Below are 19,372 nucleotides of genomic sequence, written 5' to 3'. Positions count from 1 at the left end.
CCAGAACTTCCAATCTTGGCGGAATATCCAGAACTTCCAATCTGGGCGTAATCTCCAGAGTCTGTTTCTGGGAGATCTTCAAGAGTCTTTGTATTAAGTTCTAATTTCTCAAACGATGTTTTTTCAATCGTGAAATCAACAGCAGCCTTGATAAAACCTTTAAGCCCCAATTTCGCCCCAATGTGAATTTTATTTGTCGCTGATTTGGTTCCGTCTCTTTTTATGTCTCCCAGAGCCTCGACCTCGGCAAAATCAGGAAATTTCCCGTCTGAATTTACCAAATCATAATGATTCAGGCAATCAAATGGATTCAGGCAATCAAATGGATTCTGGCAATAATGCATCATTCCCTCTTTGCACGCTGCGACATTTCCAGACTCCTCAAAGGTTGTGTTTTCGGTGTACTGTTTTCCACGGCAAATTAATCCTGGATCAAATGCCTTGTATCCTTTTTCTCCCAATTTTTATTTCTCCTTTCTGATTTTTTCATCCAAGTATCTGGTAAGTGTGTAGCAATCAATGAAATCATGTACATCTGCCAGATCCTCTGTTTCAAATTCCCAAAACGACGAAACGCCATATTCGCGTTTGATCTGGGAATCAATATCAAACTGGACATCCCGGCAGAACTTCACATATGCAGCCGTTCGAATTTCTCCGAATATTTTGAATGTTTTTCTTTTGATGTGGCTGTAAATCTCTTCTACCGCTTCCCTAATCAAAGACATTCTCTTCTTTACCTCCTAAATTAACTGATTTTTTCTGCGATTTCATCAATATCAATCACATAACCAGCCCAAACGTCCGTCTTGCCGTTATTCCCATAAACCTCGAACGTACCATCTATTTTTCTGTAAACATCCATTCCATCGTATTTTTTCATGGAATCCAGACAAAACTGGACATTACGGAAATAGATACCGTCATCAACTATCTGCTCATAATCTTCATATGTAAAAAGATTCACTCCGCAGAACTGTTCCGCTTTCATTTCACTTTTCATTTTTTCTCTCCTACAAGTGTCAGTTATTGAGACTGGCACTTGTCTTTTAAAGTTCTCTCTGCACCACACAATGTATTGAGTGCCATGATTTCAATTCCAAGTCGCTCATCTGGACTCTTGTTTTCGGCTCTTATAGCCTCGATGTCTGCCATGATGTAGTCGGCAAGTTTTTTGATATTTTCCTGCATGGTCATAATGTCTCTCTTTCTTCCTTGTTGAGAAATTTGTTTACAAAATAAACTTGTGCTTTACCGGTCACTTTGGGAGTTCTGGTTATGATATTGCAACCGTTTCCATTGATATGGGTACTTTCCTTAATTTCAAAAAGCCCCATTTCCATCGCTTTTTGCGTTGGCATATTCCAGTCTGCGCCTTTTCTTTTTATGAGATATCCATTCTCTCTCATCCACTCAAACAAGCGTTTCTGCCCGATTTTCACACCGTTCTGTTTGATCAGCTTTGCCAGGTCTCCAACAAGAATAGATGTATGGCTTGTCGAAACTGCATCTGCGAAGATTTCCTTTGGCTTCATTCGCTCGTTATCTTCAAGTAAGATTGCATTACTAGATTTCAGCTTTTCTATCTCCCTATCTGCCATCTTCAAGGCTCTTGCAAAAATCTGTTCCGGTGTGTTCCACGCCTTTTCAAGATCGATGAAATACTGACGGTACAATCTGCCTTTTTCAGATCTCTGGATCATGCAAATCTGCTTTGCCATATCAACAGAAATCTGGTAATCAACCATGTTCTGACCGCCATTACAACCGCTTTCCAAATTTGGAAAGCACTTTTTGTAATCCGAATCTTCAAAACCATATTCGCACATACGAGCAAACCAAGTTGTGAAATTGCTTTTAACTTCTAGTCCTTCATGTAGTTCTCTTGCCGATATGGTTGGTTGTTCATTTTCATAATTTATGGTCATTAACTGAGCCACCAATATTGCCACCTTTCCGCTTAATCATCTTTAAGAATTTCATCAACTGTTGTATCCAAGTAATCAGCCACTTTTTTAACCTTTTCGGCAGATGGAGAAATGTCATTCCATTTACAAACGCTTCCTTGTGAAAAACCACAGTCCATCTCGATTTTTCTAATTGGAACATTTTTTTCTCTTGCAATCGCTTTAACTTTATCGTAAATCAATTCAATACCCCCTTTCGTTGTTTGATATCTCTGAAAATATCACAACTTTTATTGACATTATTCTGAATATATTCTATAATCAAGCTACCACACTAGAAGATAAAAATAATCCAGGCATTCTTTATGTCCTTATTAAATTGCGATATTTTCAGAACCGATAGTTACATTATAAGCGATATTTTCAGAATGTCAAGTATTATTTTTGCGTTTTTTTCAGAGATGAAAGGAGTTCAAAAATGACATTAAGAGAAAGAATTAAATTGCTATGTAAAGAACAGAAAACCTCATTAAATGCAATGGAAAGCGAATGCGGTTTTGCAAAGGGATACGCAAGCAAACTCGATAAAAGTACTCCAAACGCAGAAAACCTGCGAAAAATCGCAAATTTTTTCAATGTATCCGTAGACTATCTAATGACTGGTGAGGAGAATCCAGAAGATTTTTCAGACGAGGCAGCGCATTTGGCAGAGAAAATAAGAAAAGACACCGGACTGTCCGATGCATTGAAGAAATACTTCGAGCTGTCCGATGCCAAAAAGAAGCACGTTGTTGAATTAATTAACTTGTTTAGCGAATGAGGTGTATTATGGGGTATTTTGATGATTTTTCCAAAATTGATATTAGTCAAATCAAGTTGCCTAATATAGAACCGTTGCCGTTAGCGTATTCATATTCAGACACTCAATTCGAAATTCTTACTCGGCATATAAAAGAATTCGAATCAAAACTTGATTCGGAACACGAAGTAGGACTTCTTCTTACTAATTTTGGTCAAACTGTTACTATGCAAGTTACTGAAATCAGTTATGAAAAATCCGTACTCATGATTTTTAAAGGCTACGTTGATGGCAAAATGTCTACTCTTATACAACATATAAATCAGTTGAATTTTTTGCTCACATCATTGGATAAGAGCGATGATCATCCCAAAAAACCTATCGGATTTGTTCTTCCATCCGAACAATAGATTCTTGTAATGCTTGGATCATGTTTGCCTGCTGACCTATCAGGTCAATAATCAAATACATAAGCGCCGCAGATGGAAGTCCCGTTCTGTTTAATGGGTCTTCCATTTTTGCTTGCACTTGTTGATGCATCTCCATTGTGTATGCTGCGTGTTTCCCAAAACACTTCTCAGTAACAAAACTATCCTCAGCCATTCGAAGCTCTTCGCCACTGGCTTCTATCACCCTATTGGTCATCTTCATCCTCTCCTCCCACAATATCGTTAACAATAATGTAAATGTATCTTAGCTTTTTCTCTTCATCAATGTGCTGAAGAAGCTGCGCGATCTGTTCCCTGTAATTTTCCATGTTCAACCCTCCCCGTACTAGGCTGCCTGTTCTTGTTTTAAGAACACTTGTTCGATACTGATATTCTACATCATCTGACCGTTACTGTCAAGTTAGGTCTTATTCCTAGTATATGCATCGAAAGCGGGTTTATTCTTGGAAACTAAACTTTTATGAATATTTTACACCGAAACTGTTGGATGTGGGAAGTCACTTGATTCTTAACGAAATAGTGAGAGTTTTTTTATTCCAATATCATATTTTAAAACCAATATAAATAAAACAAAAGCGGATCAACCAATTAAGGAAGATCCGCTTCTTTCATGATTTATATTCATGATTCTGGAAATCATATTCTCCAACGATTTGCAATGCACCTGTTTTATCAGTTACCATGCATTGTCCTTCATGTATTGTTTTGTCTGGGCAAAGAAAATATTGTTTCCCATCTGGTCCGTTATGATAACCAGTCAGCATATATCCCTCATCGTCAAACAGATACCATCCAGAAGTCCCGCCTGTTTTTTCTGTCAGCCAAAACCATCCGCTGTGCGCATAGCTTCCATCACTGTAGCGATACCACCAACGATTTCCGTCGGCGGCTTGAACGAATCCTTCCGGCACTTTTACCGGCTCTTTTTGAGAGATTGCAGCTTTGAAATCTGCCCATGTATGTTTTGTATGATTATAGACATACGGATTCGGGCAAATTTTTCCAGTAACATCATAATGGCGAATAACTCTATCAGCTGGAACGTTGTATTTCTTCATCAATTCCCTGGTAAGTTGAATTGCGCTTTGAACTGTATCATCCTCAAAATACCAATCTCGGCTGGTATCCGCCTTACTGCCTTTGTTTCTTACGCATAATTCGATGCCGATTGAATTGGAATTTCTACATTCTGGATGCAAATATTTTCCCCTGGTTCCGCAGTGCCAAGCAATATTTTTATCTTCAACTGATTGCCAGATTTCGCCGCTAAATCCAACATAGTAATGAGCGGATGCGCCTACATATTGGCTTGCATAATAATTGCAGTTTGCTTCTGCACCGCCTGTTGCACCTACATAATGAATTACAATATATTTGATTCGATTGATATTCCCCGGTTTATAATTATATGGTGTCAGCTTTTTTTTAATCTCCATCATTAACACCTTCTTCTCCATGAGCGCCCATTTTATCAGGATTTAGTGCATTTAAAAACTCTTCCAGTTCTTCTGGCTTTGCATCCTTTACTTCTTGCTGTAATTTGGAAAATGATTTTTCTCCAATCTCAAGCCTTTGTTCACTTTTTATCATTCTTACCTCCAAGAAAAAACGGACGATTCAAAAAATTAGAACCGCCCGCATATAAGTGGAAAACAGACTATTTGCAATCGTCAGCCGGTCCCGGCTTTTTTGTTTCTGCTCCCGGACCTACTGGTGTATTCCCTTTCCCCTCTTTTGCTGGACCAGTACATCCAACATCACAGGTGCAATCTGGATCCACGGTCATTTCCGGGTGCCCCAATTTTACTGCTTTCTTTGCCGAATAGTTATGTGCGTCATTTGCATTTGTTGTGCCATGAACAGGGCATACATTTTTATCGCTCATATTTTATACCTTACCTTTCTTCTGTGCGTATAATATGTTTTAAATCGGGATTCTGCCCGATCCAGAGATAAAGGATCACCGCCTTTCTAAGCAAGTGAAAGAATCTCGTTTTCCTGCTCCAGGGAAATCCATCCCTTTAAAACCGCTTTATCTAAGCCTGCTTTATCAATCTTTTGAGGCTTGGATAAGTACATTCTTCTTAAAATGTTATACATGATTTTCACGCTCCTAACTGATCCAGAATCAGCATATCGACAGCACTTTGGAGATCTGCATATTTTTGCTGCAAATCCGGTTTCGACATGGTAACGATTAATACAGTTACAGCCTTTTCGTTTCCATCTTCATCGGTACCTACCGAATAATCTGGTTCCTTTTTCATGCCTTTGTACTGTGTGTATCCTACAATAGACCGCATTACTTCATTTGCAGAATCCAAAACATAGATTTTTTCTGTATTTGATTCGCTTGTGAACTCTGCTTCTACTTGCTCGAATGTCTTAGATGAATCAGGAATGAATACAAAATTGATTTCGTCTCCATTTTCCTGCACTCCATTTGCAACAAGCTCATAAATCTGTCCGCCAGAAAGTTTTAATGATTCCATCGTGTTCCCCTTTCTGAATTTGATAAAGTTATCATACGATAAAAGCGTTTCTTGTAAAAAGTCATTTTAGATTAAATAGCGAGGCTACCACTCATCTAAAAGAAAGTGGTAGCGAAAACGGTTTTTGCGCTGCATTTCAGTCGAGATATCAATATCATACTAATGCTAATTACATGTTGGCGAATGGAATCTACAAAACAGGCAAAACGGGTTTAAATCTTCCGTTTGAGAGCTATTGGATCATAATAACCTTTAACACATCCAACGACTTTGGAAATAATTCGAACGCTTGGATCGCACAATTTGCTATTTCAACTGATACCAATGATAAAGTTATTTATTTTCGAAGAAACATAAACTACACCCCGACCACTTGGGAATCCTGGAATAGACTTGTAGCAAGTTAAATAGCGAGCTGTGGCCCCGGAATAGTGGAACTATAATACAAAACGGAACTGATATGCACACTATCAAGACCCCAGGATACTATTGTTGCACCAGTAACGCTACCGCAGTAACTTTAAAAAACTGTCCATTTACCGAAGCTTTCACACTCGTGGTTTATTGGTCAACCGGTTATCCAGGCGCATATCTTTCTCAAGAATATACACATTATGCTGGTAATAGGCGTGTCATTCAGAATTACAATGCGGATACAGCAACTTGGAAAAAGTATGAATTTCAAATTACCATGAAATAGCGAGCTAGACTCTACCAGAAATTTTTTTGTGTTTAAAACCGTCTCTCAGAAGAGCATAACAGCTGGAACGACTGGATTTTGGCACGAAAAAATCAAGATACCTGTTGGATATAAAGTTTTGTATGTTTCTGCCACGTACAACAACGCAGACAATTGCATGCTGACTCCGTACGACTCTGTCATCGCTAGCATTGGAAATACATCGGATATTGAGCCTTGGTTCGGCTTCTATGCGTCGCAGACGGGAACAGGGACGTTTACAGCCTATGCTGTTTGTGTAAAAATCTAATAGCAATACGTCCTTTAAATAGCGAGCTATCGTGGAAATCTTTTGCAAATGGCGTATCATCAGTAGATATAAGCAGTTTGTCATGGAAAGCAATTCATGTTTTTATCATCGTTAATTCAAATAACCACGTGACTTTTTCGATTCCACTGGTCTATCCTCTGGTTCGTGCATCCGGCAATGAATTTCGATTTTATAATTTTGGTATGTATTTTAATTCTGGAACATATGTAGGCGGCAGAATAGGTGTGTCGATTCAGAGGATTTATATAGATTCAGTATTATTAAACGGGCAGGAAGTTAAAGAAAGTTCGCACATGTGGGTGTCTTATAGATAACTAAGGAAATCGTAATTTTACAAATCATTTTTAAGCCTATTCATTACTCTCATACCATAATTATTTGCTCAATAACTGAGTTTACTATATTTTTGCACACAAAACAAACCACCTTTTCAGCTGGCTTAAAAACATATATCTCAATTTCGCTTATGCAGCATATCGTCTGTATGATTCCCGTATGTTATCTTGCCGAATATTGCAATATATCAATGTAGTCTCAACTTTACTATGTCCCATTAAAACCATTACCTCTTCTATTCTCATTCCTCGATTCAAAAGATCAGTAGCAAATGTTCTTCTAAATCTATGTGGATGTACATTTTCTACATTGGCTCTCTTGCCTATTTGTTTTAATAGATACTGCACGCCCGCTACAGTAAGGTGTTGGAATGGCTTTTTTGCTGTCACAAACAACGGTTTCTCTCCTAGCTGCGATAACGTCAAATCTTCTTTTTCCATTCTCCATAAGTAATATTTTTCAAGCCATCTTAACGCATTATCATGGATATACACAATTCTTTCTTTTCTGCCTTTCCCGATAACACGGAACTCCTGTTTCTGCATATCAATATCTTTCACATTAAGACTACACAATTCTGATACGCGTAATCCAGTTGCATATAAAAATTCGACAATAGCTGTCTCTCTAACGTCTTTACACGCTGCACGCAAATCTGTCATTTCTTTCCCGGAAAAAGCCTTTTTCAACTTGTTTTCAAGTTTGAATGCCTCTATTCTTTCCACTGGATTGCTTTTTACTAGACCTTCCTGCTCCAAAAATGTCCAAAATGAGTTTAGATATCTTCTGCGCCCCTGCAATGTACGCATGGAAATCTTGTCACGTTCTCTTAGAACTCCAAAGTACCATCGTAAATCCATTGTTGTGATATCTTCAAAACTTTTATTGATGGTATTTCTACATGTCATAATCTCTCTTAGATATTGTTTCAATGTACTCTCCTGCCGCCCAGAAACCAATTTACTGGCTCTGAATAGCTGCATTTTTCTTACGTCACTGTCTGCTCCTAATGGGATTATTTCGCACTTATCTTCCACTATCTTTTTCCCGTGGAAATTAATGTACAAAACATTTTGCAACTGTTCTAGTTGCTCTTTCTCCAAACTGTGACTCATAGCTTGGAGTACATTGGTAATGATCTTCTCTAACATAAAGATACCTCCTGTTTTTTATATTGCACGCAGGAGACTCTTGTTGTATAATAAAGACAGATCTCCCCCTGTGGGTGCATCTATGATATTTGAGGCATCGGTAGCCGCCAAGCAAAGCCGATGTCTCTTTTATTTTACCTTATTTTAGAGCATTTTCAAGATTTTTTACTTTGTAAAATTACGATTTTAGATATATCCCATCATTTTCGCGCCCCGTGAAAATGGTTTTTAGTTTCTCTTTTGCCACGTAGCTGCATTTGGACTAGCGGTATAAATACATCCACTAGAACTGATTGCCACTATCAGATAATTCCAAACAAAGGCAATAGTAACATTTCGATCCGGAGCTAGGGTTGTATCCCAGTTTATAATTCCAATCACAGGGATACTGCCATTTTTGCTATATGTTTTAAATATATCGCCGATGCTGGCAAGCGAAGAAATGTTTGCTATTTTTGCTCTTCCGGGCAAGTCGCTATTTTACGAAAAAGCAACGTTCGAATGAATGGTTGATCCGCTTTTTTAATAGGTTTCTTATGATAAAGTATAGGTCATTTTGATAAAGCCACAAATAGGGATATTGTTTGTTTCGGCACAATCATTTGTATTGGTAAACTTGAGATATAATAGATTCCGGCTTTTCAGTAGTTGTGCATTTGACAAAAGATTGGCTACATCCGTCTTATAAGGAGCGGCATAGCCTCCAGTGGATATTCTCATTTCAAGTATACATGATGAAACGGTTATTTTAGTCACTGACGGGGCAAACACCATCGGGATAAATATTAATATTTCTTTTTTGCCTGTTGTGATGTATCCAAATGCACCGTTAATATCTTCGTTCGTATAAGTACCTTTGGTTTTTCTATCCAGTTTATCGCTATTTAACCGAGTAATCGCATTGGCATTTGCTGTGATTGCCTGTTGCATCGCATACGCCAATGCCGAAGTCGGCACATGGTCTCCATCATTAACTTGCACACCACTCATCATAGATTTTGTCACATAATCAGCAATCGCCGTGTTAAAAGCATCATTGGTCATGAGCTTATTGGCAATCGCATCAGCATGATCCGAAATCAATTTATCCATAGCATCCAGTTTATCTTTGAGCAATATATTTTTTGCTTTATCATAAAAAATCGCCTTGACATGAGACCAGGCGAATCGTTCTTTAAAATCTTTTGCATCTGTCGGAAGTCTTAACCATCCGGTTTTATACGTTGCCATAATTTTTCCTCCCTGTTATTCCTCAATTTCTCCGCCATCCAGCACGCAAATAGATGCTGACAGTGTGCCATCAAGAGTAATTGTAATACTTGTCCCATCCGGCTTACTTATACCATTCTTTCCTGTTGTCGCTATCGTTGCACCTCCAGAAGCCAAGATATCATTATATGCCTTTTCAGCTGCCGTCTTGGCAGTTTCTGCCTGCTCCTTGTAATACTTGGCATTATCGGTACTGCTACCTTCATAAGACGCATCTCCCACAGCCCAACGCTTAGCATCCTTAGAATACGTCAATGCATCATTTGCAGCTGTTTGCGCGGTATTTCGATAGTTCAGTATATCAGCTCGATAATCCGGGTTAAGATGATTTTCGTTGATACTTCCTGCTTTAACATTGGCAGTAACATGATATTCATCGTTCGAAAAGCTCTTATTAAATGCGATTGTGTCTGTATCGTCAAAGCTATATGCTTTTATAAGTTCCGCTATATTACATTCCCATTTTGTCCCATCATCTGTCGTCATAGTTAAAATTCCAGCTTCACTTAGCGAAAATGACACAGGAATTTTTTCAATGTTCTGATCGAATGTCTGGGTTGTTCCGTCTAACTGCCGAAAAGTCCAAACACCTGTTTTTGAGTCATATTCAACACTTTTCAACATAGAATTTCCAACAGATACATTCAATTTTTCTGCATCCATTGTCACCAACGCGTCATCTACCTCATTCAAGAACACATCCATGTGATTCAGATTGGTTGCTCCAAGGGCAGTTGCTGTAGATGGTCGGTTCTTCCAGTTGATTCTATTGTACTTTTTTGTCGTGTACGACATTTTGATTCTCCCCCTTTTCTAAAATCTCTCCAATAGTTCCAGAATCCAAAATATCAGCGATTTCCGCAATGATACGTGCCTGTGCTATTCCACAAATCGATATAGTATTCAATAGCTGTACTGCTCTTTGCATTTTTTTATAATCATACGTTAATGTTTTCAATGCTATTTGCCTTTCTGCTTCATTAAGCTATTAAGTCTGCGACTCATGTTTTGAACACCGGAAATTAAAATTCCAATATAGTTGTTGTAATCGATAACGAGATGATCATCTTTTCCAAACTGATACAATGCATTTCCATATTCTTCTGATAGAACATTTTCTGCCACGTCCTGTGCAATTAGTCCAGCACTGCTGATTCCGCTTCTCTTATACTCAAAAAAAACAGGCGTCAAAGAATTTAGAAATTCTTCTGATTCCTGTGTAGACAAACTTGTTATATTCCGTTTTAGACGCGAATCCGAGTCCTCTTTGGGGATCGGACCCGAATATTTTTTTGCAATAACCCAGTCAATCTGAGATGGATCATCACCTTTGCAAAGAATGATTCCAGCGGTAATATTTTGAATGTTGACTTGAGCACTGTCATCAGCGCCAATTTCATCATCTGTTTTCAACTGTACTACATCCAAACTTCCCAATTCAAAATTTGTACCATCTATTGTGGATGCTGATATTTCATTTGCCGTAATAAAATTACCTTTTATCTCAATACCAGTTAATGTGGAACCAGATATATTCGTACCTGTTATTGTACCGCTGAAATTACCACTACTAGCCACAATCCCATTACAATTCAATGTGCCGTCAGCTGTCATGCTAGACTTGGTAGCTTTCCATGTAAATCGGTTTCCTGTGATGGAAATTTGCCCCGATTCTTGAGAAATTGCTGCCGACAATCCGCCTTGACTAACTAGCAACGAAATATTCTTTGCATTCTGGCTGATTTGACTCTGCAAATTTTCATTACTTTTTGTCAAAACGGTTGTGATCTCCGATTCAGTCTGCGTTATGTTGTTAGATATCTCTCCCTCCGCATCAGTAGCTCTTTTGACTTCAGCCGATATATTCCGATTTGTTATCTCAAATTTAGATGATATATCTTTGCTCAAATCATCCATCGAAAGAACAATTTTGTCCGCTTGCTCCATCAATAGATATGACTTTCCATCAACTTCTTTGATTGAATTGTACAAATCATTGGTTGCATTTTCACTTTCATCAGATGATGATTCTATGGAATCCATCATGGCTTGACATCCGCTCATGGTTCTTTTCATGCACAAAGTTTCAATCACATCATCGCGAGTTATAATCCGTAGCGCATCTCCGGGTTCTATCCAGGGCATTGCTCGGCATTCCAATGTGCATGGTCTGTATGTTCTACCATAGACATATGGGAATATTGACTGTGCTATATTAAGCAGCTCAACAACAGTTTTGCCATAAAGTAAGAAGTTCCCAGAAATTGTATAGAGATTTCCCGCATCTCCTACACTAGCGCCAATCTCTCCGTTCTGTTGAAAAATCTGTAATCCAGTATATCCTTCAATCATCTTATCTTCATATTCCAAAGATTTGAAGGACATAATCTGCTGCACACTTCTGCCATCACTTCCCAATTCAGACGGGTAAAGTTCATTGTCATCTGGATATAATGTTTCAGATGGATATAATCCCGTCTGTTGAATCTGAATGTATTTAAGCAATCCATTCTTGTCTATGTACCCAAAGGATACGTTGATCTGGCAGATGGCTTTTAATATTTCCATGCCAGAAATTTCAACTGGGTTGATTGTCTTTTCAACTTTTAGGGAATCAAAAAGCAGATCCGTTTGAATCTGCCTTACTCCAATATATTCACACAAAGAATCTCGCATCTCACGAATGCTTATCGGAAATGTTAAGCCATTGTACCAGCTTGATACATCCGTATTGAAAAGCCGCATTCGATTGTATGCTGTGATTTTTCTTTTTCGCCTGTCTGACTGCCTCACATATGACTCTACGGTATAATACCCTAATGGAATCTGGTATTCACCCACTTCTTCTGTCAACAAAAATTCTTTTCTAGCTAAATCCTCGATGACATCCGCAACCACTATTTCCAGTGATGCAGAAGAACATGCTCCAAATTCCAGATTGCTACTATCACACAATGATTCTGTAATTGTTAAGCTTTCGCTTTCAATCCGGTCATTTTCAATGAGTACCCAAATTTCATTTTGTTCGGACGGGAATAACCCATCCTCAGGAAACAGTGTTTCTGCCGGAAACAATGAATCATATCCCTTGCTGTAAAAAGACAGCTTAAATTTTCTTGCGTCAGATGGAACCACATTGTCACTGATTAATATTTTTTTGAAATTATCAGATATATCAATCATCGTTTCCCTCCATCTCTTTTAACTTTCCATCCAGGTACTGAAAGCATGCAATCAAAATTCCAATAAAATGCATGTAGGGGATTCCATAAAATCCCGTGTGTGGATCAATGTCATACAACGGCCAGTCAAGGTTATTTTCCCTTAAAACCGATTGTACCTCTTGTGCAATCAATCCAATTGCATCATCTCCGGATGATTTTAACTGGTATCGCACAGGTCTTAATGCATCAACCACTTTCATCGCAATTTCCGGCGGAATATCCCGTATATTCTTCTTTAAACGTCTGTCGGAATAATACGTAAACTTCGAACATTGCAAATAACTGAATTCGCCCCTGGTCGCATTAACATATGTGCATTCCTCTATGGATTTTACACTTAATACACCAAGGTTCAACTCTCCTGTGGCCGTTACTTTACTAGCTTTTATATCAGAACCAGTGATCGTGGAACCTTTAATTGTTGCACCAGATACAGTGCCACCGCTTATCATATTACCAGTAATCGTTGCGCCGGTAATCGTTCCACCACTAATCGTTGAGCCCGTAATAGTTCCAGAAAAAGTTCCGTTCGTAGCTTTGATATTCTGGCAAGTCAACGTGCCATCCGAAGTCATGTTGGAATATGTAGAATTCCAAGAAAAGCGATTGCCTTGGATATTAACTCCGCCACTTTCCACGGAAATTTCCGAAGAAACACTTCCCTTGCTAACTTTTAGCTTGATTGCATCCGCATTCTGTGTAATTTGTGACTGCATCTGATTTGCAGAATCGGCGACTTGTGTTTTTAAGGATTCTGCTGTCAACGTAATTTGCGATGAAAGTTTATTTTCTGACTCTGTCGCTCTTGTCACTTCTGCGGATATCTGATCCGCGGTAACTTTAAATTGTGCTTCTGTTTTCTCTCCTAAATCCGTTACTTTCGCAGAAACCTCTTCGATATTTCGCGTAATAACTGCTGTCTTACCAAGGAGCTGGATAATCTGCTTATTGACTCCAAATACTTCTTCTCTGGTCTGATCTCCTGTTGCCTCGTATGTGTCCATCATAGCTTGGCATCCACTCATGGTTCGTTTCATGCAAAATGTTTCTATGATGTCAGTTTGAGTGACAGCTTGAAGATAGTCTCCTACCTCAATCCAGGGCATCGCATAACACTCGATATTTGCCGGGCGATACGTTCTCCCAGAAATATATGGTAATAGTGTTTGAGCGATGTTTATCATTTCCGCAGCGCTTTTCCCGTATACCAAAAAATTCCCTTCGATGGTATAAACAGAATCACTTGTTCCTACGCTGGAACCAATATCGCCTTCTTCCTGTCGAATCGTCAACCCTGTGATGCCATCGATCATGTAATCTTCATACTCCAATGGCTGTTTGTAGTAGTTGATATGTTCAACTGCTCGATCATCACTACCTTTTTCCGATGGATACAATTCATCCTCTGGATAAAGAGATTCTGACGGATACAATCCAGTTTGTTGCAACTGAATATACTTCAAGGCTCCGGTTCTATCCATATGCCCAAAGCATCCATTCAACTGGCAAACTGCCTTTAAGACTTCTAGCCCAGAGATTTGTTCCGGTTCAATGGTCTTTTCAATTTTTAACGAATCAAATGGTAGCGAAATCTGAATCTGACTAATTCCAATGTACTCACATAAGGAATTTCGAAATTCAAACAATGTCATTGGGAACGTCAGTTCATTGTACCATACAGCCACATCTACATCGAATAATCGCATATTGTCATACGCTGTAATCTTCCGTTTCCTGCGATCGGATTGTCTTGTGTATGATTCTACGGTATATACACCAAGAATCATTTCATATCCGCCGCATTCTACGCTCAGGGTAAAAGTCCGTCCAGTCAGATCCTCGATAACATCTGCAACCACAATTTCCATGCTGGATGCCTCGCAAGCACCGAATTCCAACTCATCCGAATCACAAAGTGCTTCCGTGATAGTCAATGATTCACTTTCAATTCTATCATTTTCGATTGTTACCCAGGGGATGCCATTCTCAGCCGGGAACAATGTATCTTCTGGAAACAATGTCTCATACGGGTACAATGTATCAGCAGTCTCATCATAGAACGTAAGTTTGAATTTCTTCTGAGTTTCTACGCTGGTATTTCCAGAACGATATAAGTCTTTGATTTTTTCTGGCATATCAAGCATATCTACACCCCCTATCTTGCCGCGCCGTACTCAATAAACGCAACTCTGGTAGGATTGTACAGAATATCGTTTCTCTCACGATATACCATATAAGGCTCAAACTCAATGTCTGGCATATACATTTCCCCAGTACAATAGCTCATTGTCCAGTCATTCCAGTATTCTACTGTCATCTTCTGCCTATCCGCTGGAAGAATGGATTTAATTACTGCCATATCAGCCAGTCGTACAGGTTTAATGTCAAATTCTATCTTGGTTGCTTTCGCCGGAAGTACATTCCTGTGGAAAACTCCGTCATTGTCGGTATAATCGTCTAGGTCTGTCTCTTGATCTGGCGTACACTTATAAGAACCGGCATGGATATATTTGTTGGGAAATTCCACGCCATTCACTTTCAGCAACCATCCCTCAAATCCATGCATAAAATCTACCTCCATAAATATTCGAGGTTAGCGGCCAACACATATTCGCTGGTCGGTTTCCAAAGCAGACGGATAAACCTTATTCTGCATGATACAATCATAGCATGATTTTATAAGGCTTAAAGACTCACATACAGCAGTCTTTACACAATGTGCGTGATGTGCATAAAAATATACTCTCTGACATTTCCAGACATGAAGTGTGGCAGTTCCCAGTTGATCCGGATTCTCGGACCGCGAGTTCTAGTTTTCGAGCCAAATTTGGTTTTAAAGTATCGGTCAATCATCTCTTTGTACATTTCCAGGTCATAAACATTGTACTGCAACAATCTTCCAGTAGGGTTAAGGTACTGGTTGATGATCTGCTTGTACGCTTTGTCACTAAGGATTCTATGAGGAATTCCAACATACTGCTGGTACTTGTCGTAAAAATACAAGATAATCTTGACAAGCTCTTTCTTTCGGTTATCATTGTCTGTCTTTCCAATCATGAAGTATGGAATCTTTTCCGAGATGTATGCCCGGAGCTGTTCGTTGGTGTATTTGGTATGAGGACAAGTACACTGCCCCGTTACACCCCTATTGGAAATATAATCAGTTTCTCTCCTACTCTGAAATTGAGTAGTATACTTTCTCTTTTTGACATCTTTTTGTGTCAAAGTATACGTTTTCTCTATATTGAGATCTTTATCGCGATCCCGGTAGGAATCTCTATCCGTCGTATAAGTGAAGTTAGTCTCTGTTGTAGTCTCTGGTAATGGTTGGGTCAAATTGACCTTTCCATTGGTGCAAATTGATCTCTCCATTTTCTCATCTTTTCGATCAATTTCAGAGGACTGAACCGGCTGATCTGCTTTAGTTGGAATCGATGGTTTCTCCAATTTTTCCAGTGCCTTATAATTTATGGAATACCACAGAGTCTTGTCGTTTTTCATCCGGTTAAAATTAGCAACCAGAATAAGCCCTTTCTTTTTCAGTGACTCGAACGCACGTTTTACTGTTGCCACTGAATAGAACGGGAAATTTGTTTTCTGCCAATTCTCGATGGAATTATACACCCACTTTTTACCGCGGATTATATGTTCTGTTTTCTCCAGCCAATAATGTAGCTGCTGTAAAATCAACGCCTCTTTCACTCCGATCTTACATGCCAGCGACGGCGAAAGTAACAATGGATATTCGTTTAATAACAAGCCCATAAATTTTCCTCCTCTTTTTCTATTATGGTAAAAATCAGATTCCCAGATCGGGAACCATATATCACGAATCATGATGTATTTCTCTAATTATAAGTAATTTCGTATTTCCAGCGCAAGTAAAAAATTTCCTATTTTTTTCTACTTGACTTTTTAATGCAAATTACTTATAATGACATCAATAACAATCCTATAATTTTTCCATCAAAAGTCCGGGTGTGAGGCGATCGCATTCCGGGCTTTTGGTATATCATGACATAAAGAAAGCCCCGGCCAATAATGACCAGGGCTGTTTTAATCTATGAAATTATTTATCTGCGCGTCCAGTAATATGTACTTTTACATCGTCATAAGTTCCTGATGTTGAGTACATTTCAGCTGTATAAGATTCTCCAGCCTGTAAACTAGCGCTTGCACCCATATAGACACGATAAAGATCTATCGGTTCTCCGTTTTTATAAAATACAGCAATCGCTTCTGGAAAATCAATTTTAACAGAACCATTGTTCGTTGCTGCAACTATGGCTTTTTTGCTCTTCTTGATAACATTGGTTGAAATGTTCTGGAAAACAGGTTGCCAATATTTTGTCTGCGTTACTTTTACTGTTGAATCAAACTCAGCTACATCTGGCGAATCAGAACAAATACTATACATGAAAAACGTAGTACCTGCCGGAATATCACATTCACTTAAGCTATCGGCGCTTACTGTCGAACCAACATGATTTTTTCCAACCTCGTTGATGGAAATATCTATAGTAAGAGCGCTATTATTGGTGATTTCGTACAGATGATATGTCGTATAATCATTTCCAAAAATCCAGTCAGAAATCATCAGATCCTTTGTGACTGAATCCGCCGAATACGTGATATGGGACCGGTTCTGAGTCTTGATTAACGCTCCATCAGCTCCAACACGCTGTCCATCCGGTGCTACTCCATTCGACAGCATATAGCCATCAGCTCCGAAGTAATAGTATTTTCCCTTGATTTCTTTCCAGGTATTCGTAGGATAGGAACCATCGTCCTCTTGATACCACCATCCCTTATCATCCTGTTTCCAAGAACCGGCAAATGCTGTTGATGCCATACTCAATGAAAGAGCTGCTGCTAATACTAAAACTTTTAATTTTCTCATCCGATATACCTCCCCATGTTTTTCTTACATTATACCATCCGACATGGAATCCGTCATTTGGAAACCTTGACAAAAAACAAAAAAATTCTTGTTGACTTTTTCTGTTAGAGTTCCGTATAATTTAATTGTGCATTTAGCATAACCCCTAATAAATCAAGTTTTCATTTTTTTGATCCTTTCAAAATGAGCCTCGGAGTAAAAACCGAGGCTTGTTTTGTTTTTTAAGCCCCAGCCAAGAACGACCGAGGCATTCTTTTACTGAATGAGAGAACGAATATCACTGATTTTTAAGTTTTTCTCTTCCATCAGGTCTAAGAGGGATGCAAGCTCCGCGTCTCTCTTCTCTTCCTGCGCCTTTTTCAGATCAGCTTTTAATTTCTCTAATTCTGCTTTTTTCTTCTCAATCTGGTTTTTCAGCTTCTCAATTTCCGTGTCAAAGTTTTTCTGTCTTGCCATGATACAATCCTCCAGTTTTTCTTTTGAGTATACCACGGCAGAGTAGAAAATTGAAGCAGAAGTTTGTTTCCAGGCTACAGCGCCATAACCTGTTGAGCATTGGCGTTCCGGATCTCTTCTTCCAGAAAATACGGCGGCTGGTACGAATTGATGATATCGATCGCTTTATCACACTGACTCCGCTTAATGCTCTTATACGAACGCACTCCAAAATTATATTTCAGATTCGAATATAGGTTGCTGTATAATTTCTGTCGTAACCCTTTGTTCCTATACGCGCTGGAATTGATTCCGCCCAAAACCTCGACGCCCTTTTTCTTGGTCGCTGTCGTGATCCGCTCCGCCTCGATCGGGAGAATTGGAAGATCCGCTTTGATAGCTTCCACATCAGACTGAATCGTATCGATCCTTCGTTCCAATTCTACATTTCCCCTCGCAAGAAGCTGAATCTGCTCTGGAATCGTCAGCGGAATACCATACGAACCGGTTCTACGGATGCTTGGAAGCACCTCCGATGTTACCCAGCGTTTGAAACGTTTTGCAGAATCCAGTTTGCTGCCGAAGATCAAAGCATATAAGCCGGATTCGTTAATAAGTGCCGTCTGAGTTTTTACCACATTCCCATTTTGGGAATCTGATTCAATAACCTTTAAAACTCTATCTTCATCTCCGACATGAACAGAAACCGCCTTGCTTGCATTCGAGTAACCAAGCGCCTCTGCCACATCCTTACCAACAAACCACGGTTCTCTATTAATAGTCACTGCCCGGATGTTTCCGAACTCTTCGCTGTTGAAAATTTGCATTTCTTCCATCAGTCTTTGCTCTCCTCCATATCATCATAAATATCCTTCACAATAATGTGAATGTAGCGTAATACCTGCGGATTATTGATTTTCTCCAGCATTTTTACAATGTTTTCTTTGTAATCCATTTTAACTTACCTTTCTTTCCTAAATCTAGTATTGAATTTTTCCTTTGGAAATGATAAGATAAGTAGTGTAAGATTTACTTACATTATCACTTCCACATGGAAGGGCGGATAGAGTAATTGCGGACGGTCAATCTGGTAATTACTCTATTTTTTTTATTCCTCTTCGCTCAATTCTTTATCAACGATTTCTTCAAACCATTTAACCTTTGTTTTTCCTTCCAATTGAAGTTTTTTCTCCAAAGCTTCTATTTTTTCTTTTTTTAAAGAAACATTAAATTGTTTGAAAACTTTTCTGCGTTCTTTAAAGTATTCAGCGCGTCCCTGCTTAGCAACCATTATCAATCCCCCTTTCTTTGTTGCTAACAACAGTAATTATATGCTTGTTGTTAGCAACAGTCAACCCCTAAATTAAAAAATCCCCCAGAAATTTTCCCAGGGGATCTTT

General features: G+C 38.9%; 26 protein-coding genes and 1 pseudogene. 2 read left to right on the top strand and 25 right to left on the bottom strand.

Going from position 1 to position 19,372, the window contains the following annotated elements:
- The 6 genes and pseudogenes from DW931_RS07515 to DW931_RS07495 all read right to left on the bottom strand — a co-directional run.
- Nucleotides 1–461 (bottom strand): annotated as a pseudogene (locus DW931_RS07515) (hypothetical protein); the annotation flags it as partial.
- Between the two features lie 3 nt (nucleotides 462–464).
- A complete protein-coding gene (locus tag DW931_RS07510) occupies nucleotides 465–728 on the bottom strand; it encodes an ORF6C domain-containing protein (RefSeq protein WP_118482470.1) in 264 nt (87 codons plus the stop codon).
- Between the two features lie 20 nt (nucleotides 729–748).
- Complete coding sequence (locus DW931_RS07505; protein ID WP_118482469.1) at nucleotides 749–1,003, bottom strand: hypothetical protein; 255 nt, start codon at nucleotides 1,001–1,003, stop codon at nucleotides 749–751.
- Nucleotides 1,004–1,026: 23 nt separating this feature from the next.
- The gene (locus tag DW931_RS15925; protein WP_182430025.1) at nucleotides 1,027–1,197 is read right to left on the bottom strand and encodes a hypothetical protein; all 171 of its coding nucleotides are present in this window, start codon (nucleotides 1,195–1,197) and stop codon (nucleotides 1,027–1,029) included.
- Entirely contained in the window at nucleotides 1,194–1,940 is a 747-nt protein-coding gene (locus DW931_RS07500) for a phage antirepressor KilAC domain-containing protein (RefSeq protein ID WP_118482468.1), read from the bottom strand. The genes DW931_RS15925 and DW931_RS07500 overlap by 4 nt, the downstream gene beginning before the upstream one ends.
- Before the next feature lie 20 nt (nucleotides 1,941–1,960).
- A complete protein-coding gene (locus tag DW931_RS07495; RefSeq protein WP_118482467.1) occupies nucleotides 1,961–2,149 on the bottom strand; it encodes a helix-turn-helix transcriptional regulator in 189 nt (62 codons plus the stop codon).
- 236 nt (nucleotides 2,150–2,385) lie between these two features.
- Here DW931_RS07495 and DW931_RS07490 point away from each other — a divergent pair, with 236 nt between their 5' ends.
- Both DW931_RS07490 and DW931_RS07485 read left to right on the top strand, forming a co-directional pair.
- Nucleotides 2,386–2,727: a helix-turn-helix transcriptional regulator gene (locus DW931_RS07490; RefSeq protein ID WP_118482466.1), complete on the top strand. Its 342-nt coding sequence runs from the start codon at nucleotides 2,386–2,388 to the stop codon at nucleotides 2,725–2,727.
- Between the two features lie 8 nt (nucleotides 2,728–2,735).
- The gene (locus DW931_RS07485; protein WP_118482465.1) at nucleotides 2,736–3,116 is read left to right on the top strand and encodes a DUF6173 family protein; all 381 of its coding nucleotides are present in this window, start codon (nucleotides 2,736–2,738) and stop codon (nucleotides 3,114–3,116) included.
- On the opposite strand, the gene DW931_RS07480 is transcribed toward DW931_RS07485, so the two are convergent.
- The 19 genes from DW931_RS07480 to DW931_RS07405 all read right to left on the bottom strand — a co-directional run bounded on the left by DW931_RS07480 (nucleotide 3,085) and on the right by DW931_RS07405 (nucleotide 19,263).
- The gene (locus DW931_RS07480; protein ID WP_147353581.1) at nucleotides 3,085–3,357 is read right to left on the bottom strand and encodes a hypothetical protein; all 273 of its coding nucleotides are present in this window, start codon (nucleotides 3,355–3,357) and stop codon (nucleotides 3,085–3,087) included. The two genes, DW931_RS07485 and DW931_RS07480, sit on opposite strands and share 32 nt — an antisense overlap.
- Nucleotides 3,341–3,463 (bottom strand): hypothetical protein, encoded by a 123-nt coding sequence (locus tag DW931_RS16375; protein ID WP_279220881.1) that lies wholly within the window; start codon nucleotides 3,461–3,463, stop codon nucleotides 3,341–3,343. Before DW931_RS16375 ends, DW931_RS07480 begins: the two co-directional genes overlap by 17 nt.
- Nucleotides 3,464–3,763: 300 nt before the next feature.
- Entirely contained in the window at nucleotides 3,764–4,594 is an 831-nt protein-coding gene (locus tag DW931_RS07475) for a peptidoglycan recognition family protein (protein WP_347559436.1), read from the bottom strand.
- Nucleotides 4,581–4,745: a hypothetical protein gene (locus DW931_RS15920; RefSeq protein ID WP_182429172.1), complete on the bottom strand. Its 165-nt coding sequence runs from the start codon at nucleotides 4,743–4,745 to the stop codon at nucleotides 4,581–4,583. Before DW931_RS15920 ends, DW931_RS07475 begins: the two co-directional genes overlap by 14 nt.
- Before the next feature lie 67 nt (nucleotides 4,746–4,812).
- Complete coding sequence (locus DW931_RS07470) at nucleotides 4,813–5,040, bottom strand: hypothetical protein (protein WP_118482462.1); 228 nt, start codon at nucleotides 5,038–5,040, stop codon at nucleotides 4,813–4,815.
- 86 nt (nucleotides 5,041–5,126) lie between these two features.
- Complete coding sequence (locus tag DW931_RS16370) at nucleotides 5,127–5,255, bottom strand: hypothetical protein (protein WP_279220381.1); 129 nt, start codon at nucleotides 5,253–5,255, stop codon at nucleotides 5,127–5,129.
- A 5-nt stretch (nucleotides 5,256–5,260) separates the two neighbouring features.
- Nucleotides 5,261–5,647, bottom strand: coding sequence for a hypothetical protein (locus DW931_RS07465; RefSeq protein ID WP_118482461.1), 387 nt, complete (start codon nucleotides 5,645–5,647; stop codon nucleotides 5,261–5,263).
- A gap of 1,474 nt (nucleotides 5,648–7,121) precedes the next feature.
- Nucleotides 7,122–8,144 (bottom strand): tyrosine-type recombinase/integrase, encoded by a 1,023-nt coding sequence (locus DW931_RS07460; protein ID WP_118482460.1) that lies wholly within the window; start codon nucleotides 8,142–8,144, stop codon nucleotides 7,122–7,124.
- Between the two features lie 534 nt (nucleotides 8,145–8,678).
- Nucleotides 8,679–9,374, bottom strand: coding sequence for a hypothetical protein (locus DW931_RS07455; protein ID WP_118626940.1), 696 nt, complete (start codon nucleotides 9,372–9,374; stop codon nucleotides 8,679–8,681).
- A 15-nt stretch (nucleotides 9,375–9,389) separates the two neighbouring features.
- The gene (locus tag DW931_RS07450) at nucleotides 9,390–10,208 is read right to left on the bottom strand and encodes a hypothetical protein (protein WP_118482458.1); all 819 of its coding nucleotides are present in this window, start codon (nucleotides 10,206–10,208) and stop codon (nucleotides 9,390–9,392) included.
- Nucleotides 10,180–10,371, bottom strand: coding sequence for a hypothetical protein (locus DW931_RS07445; protein WP_118482457.1), 192 nt, complete (start codon nucleotides 10,369–10,371; stop codon nucleotides 10,180–10,182). The genes DW931_RS07450 and DW931_RS07445 overlap by 29 nt, the downstream gene beginning before the upstream one ends.
- Before the next feature lie 2 nt (nucleotides 10,372–10,373).
- Nucleotides 10,374–12,596, bottom strand: coding sequence for a tail fiber domain-containing protein (locus DW931_RS07440; protein ID WP_118482456.1), 2,223 nt, complete (start codon nucleotides 12,594–12,596; stop codon nucleotides 10,374–10,376).
- Nucleotides 12,589–14,781 (bottom strand): tail fiber domain-containing protein, encoded by a 2,193-nt coding sequence (locus tag DW931_RS07435; RefSeq protein ID WP_118482455.1) that lies wholly within the window; start codon nucleotides 14,779–14,781, stop codon nucleotides 12,589–12,591. Before DW931_RS07435 ends, DW931_RS07440 begins: the two co-directional genes overlap by 8 nt.
- A gap of 11 nt (nucleotides 14,782–14,792) precedes the next feature.
- Complete coding sequence (locus tag DW931_RS07430) at nucleotides 14,793–15,203, bottom strand: DUF6711 family protein (protein ID WP_118482454.1); 411 nt, start codon at nucleotides 15,201–15,203, stop codon at nucleotides 14,793–14,795.
- A 143-nt stretch (nucleotides 15,204–15,346) separates the two neighbouring features.
- Nucleotides 15,347–16,402 (bottom strand): hypothetical protein, encoded by a 1,056-nt coding sequence (locus DW931_RS07425; protein ID WP_118482453.1) that lies wholly within the window; start codon nucleotides 16,400–16,402, stop codon nucleotides 15,347–15,349.
- A gap of 304 nt (nucleotides 16,403–16,706) precedes the next feature.
- Entirely contained in the window at nucleotides 16,707–17,537 is an 831-nt protein-coding gene (locus tag DW931_RS07420; protein WP_118482452.1) for a hypothetical protein, read from the bottom strand.
- A gap of 255 nt (nucleotides 17,538–17,792) precedes the next feature.
- Nucleotides 17,793–17,993, bottom strand: a complete 201-nt coding sequence (locus DW931_RS07415) for a hypothetical protein (RefSeq protein ID WP_118539205.1) — start codon at nucleotides 17,991–17,993, stop codon at nucleotides 17,793–17,795.
- 74 nt (nucleotides 17,994–18,067) lie between these two features.
- Nucleotides 18,068–18,808: an ORF6C domain-containing protein gene (locus tag DW931_RS07410; RefSeq protein ID WP_118482451.1), complete on the bottom strand. Its 741-nt coding sequence runs from the start codon at nucleotides 18,806–18,808 to the stop codon at nucleotides 18,068–18,070.
- 272 nt (nucleotides 18,809–19,080) lie between these two features.
- A complete protein-coding gene (locus DW931_RS07405) occupies nucleotides 19,081–19,263 on the bottom strand; it encodes a hypothetical protein (protein WP_243015358.1) in 183 nt (60 codons plus the stop codon).
- Nucleotides 19,264–19,372: the final 109 nt, after the last annotated feature.

It is taken from the genome of Clostridium sp. AM43-3BH, from assembly GCF_003479985.1.
Classification (GTDB): domain Bacteria; phylum Bacillota; class Clostridia; order Lachnospirales; family Lachnospiraceae; genus Otoolea; species Otoolea fessa.
The sequence above is the reverse complement of the archived record's forward strand: the minus strand, read 5'-3'. Positions and strand labels throughout refer to the sequence as shown.

Excerpts from the sequence above, each read along its gene's own strand:
- DW931_RS07490 (WP_118482466.1), top strand. The coding sequence starts at position 2,386 with ATGACATTAAGAGAAAGAATTAAATTGCTATGTAAAGAACAGAAAACC.
- DW931_RS07505 (WP_118482469.1), bottom strand. The coding sequence starts at position 1,003 with ATGAAAAGTGAAATGAAAGCGGAACAGTTCTGCGGAGTGAATCTTTTT.
- DW931_RS07450 (WP_118482458.1), bottom strand. The coding sequence starts at position 10,208 with ATGTCGTACACGACAAAAAAGTACAATAGAATCAACTGGAAGAACCGA.
- DW931_RS07430 (WP_118482454.1), bottom strand. The coding sequence starts at position 15,203 with ATGCATGGATTTGAGGGATGGTTGCTGAAAGTGAATGGCGTGGAATTT.
- DW931_RS07465 (WP_118482461.1), bottom strand. The coding sequence starts at position 5,647 with ATGGAATCATTAAAACTTTCTGGCGGACAGATTTATGAGCTTGTTGCA.
- DW931_RS07440 (WP_118482456.1), bottom strand. The coding sequence starts at position 12,596 with ATGATTGATATATCTGATAATTTCAAAAAAATATTAATCAGTGACAAT.
- DW931_RS16375 (WP_279220881.1), bottom strand. The coding sequence starts at position 3,463 with ATGGAAAATTACAGGGAACAGATCGCGCAGCTTCTTCAGCACATTGAT.
- DW931_RS07410 (WP_118482451.1), bottom strand. The coding sequence starts at position 18,808 with ATGGAAGAAATGCAAATTTTCAACAGCGAAGAGTTCGGAAACATCCGG.
- DW931_RS07435 (WP_118482455.1), bottom strand. The coding sequence starts at position 14,781 with ATGCTTGATATGCCAGAAAAAATCAAAGACTTATATCGTTCTGGAAAT.
- DW931_RS07485 (WP_118482465.1), top strand. The coding sequence starts at position 2,736 with ATGGGGTATTTTGATGATTTTTCCAAAATTGATATTAGTCAAATCAAG.
- DW931_RS07415 (WP_118539205.1), bottom strand. The coding sequence starts at position 17,993 with ATGGCAAGACAGAAAAACTTTGACACGGAAATTGAGAAGCTGAAAAAC.
- DW931_RS07460 (WP_118482460.1), bottom strand. The coding sequence starts at position 8,144 with ATGTTAGAGAAGATCATTACCAATGTACTCCAAGCTATGAGTCACAGT.
- DW931_RS07420 (WP_118482452.1), bottom strand. The coding sequence starts at position 17,537 with ATGAGAAAATTAAAAGTTTTAGTATTAGCAGCAGCTCTTTCATTGAGT.
- DW931_RS07455 (WP_118626940.1), bottom strand. The coding sequence starts at position 9,374 with ATGGCAACGTATAAAACCGGATGGTTAAGACTTCCGACAGATGCAAAA.
- DW931_RS07510 (WP_118482470.1), bottom strand. The coding sequence starts at position 728 with ATGTCTTTGATTAGGGAAGCGGTAGAAGAGATTTACAGCCACATCAAA.
- DW931_RS07480 (WP_147353581.1), bottom strand. The coding sequence starts at position 3,357 with ATGAAGATGACCAATAGGGTGATAGAAGCCAGTGGCGAAGAGCTTCGA.
- DW931_RS16370 (WP_279220381.1), bottom strand. The coding sequence starts at position 5,255 with ATGTATAACATTTTAAGAAGAATGTACTTATCCAAGCCTCAAAAGATT.
- DW931_RS07475 (WP_347559436.1), bottom strand. The coding sequence starts at position 4,594 with ATGATGGAGATTAAAAAAAAGCTGACACCATATAATTATAAACCGGGG.
- DW931_RS07470 (WP_118482462.1), bottom strand. The coding sequence starts at position 5,040 with ATGAGCGATAAAAATGTATGCCCTGTTCATGGCACAACAAATGCAAAT.
- DW931_RS07405 (WP_243015358.1), bottom strand. The coding sequence starts at position 19,263 with ATGGTTGCTAAGCAGGGACGCGCTGAATACTTTAAAGAACGCAGAAAA.
- DW931_RS15920 (WP_182429172.1), bottom strand. The coding sequence starts at position 4,745 with ATGATAAAAAGTGAACAAAGGCTTGAGATTGGAGAAAAATCATTTTCC.
- DW931_RS15925 (WP_182430025.1), bottom strand. The coding sequence starts at position 1,197 with ATGACCATGCAGGAAAATATCAAAAAACTTGCCGACTACATCATGGCA.
- DW931_RS07425 (WP_118482453.1), bottom strand. The coding sequence starts at position 16,402 with ATGGGCTTGTTATTAAACGAATATCCATTGTTACTTTCGCCGTCGCTG.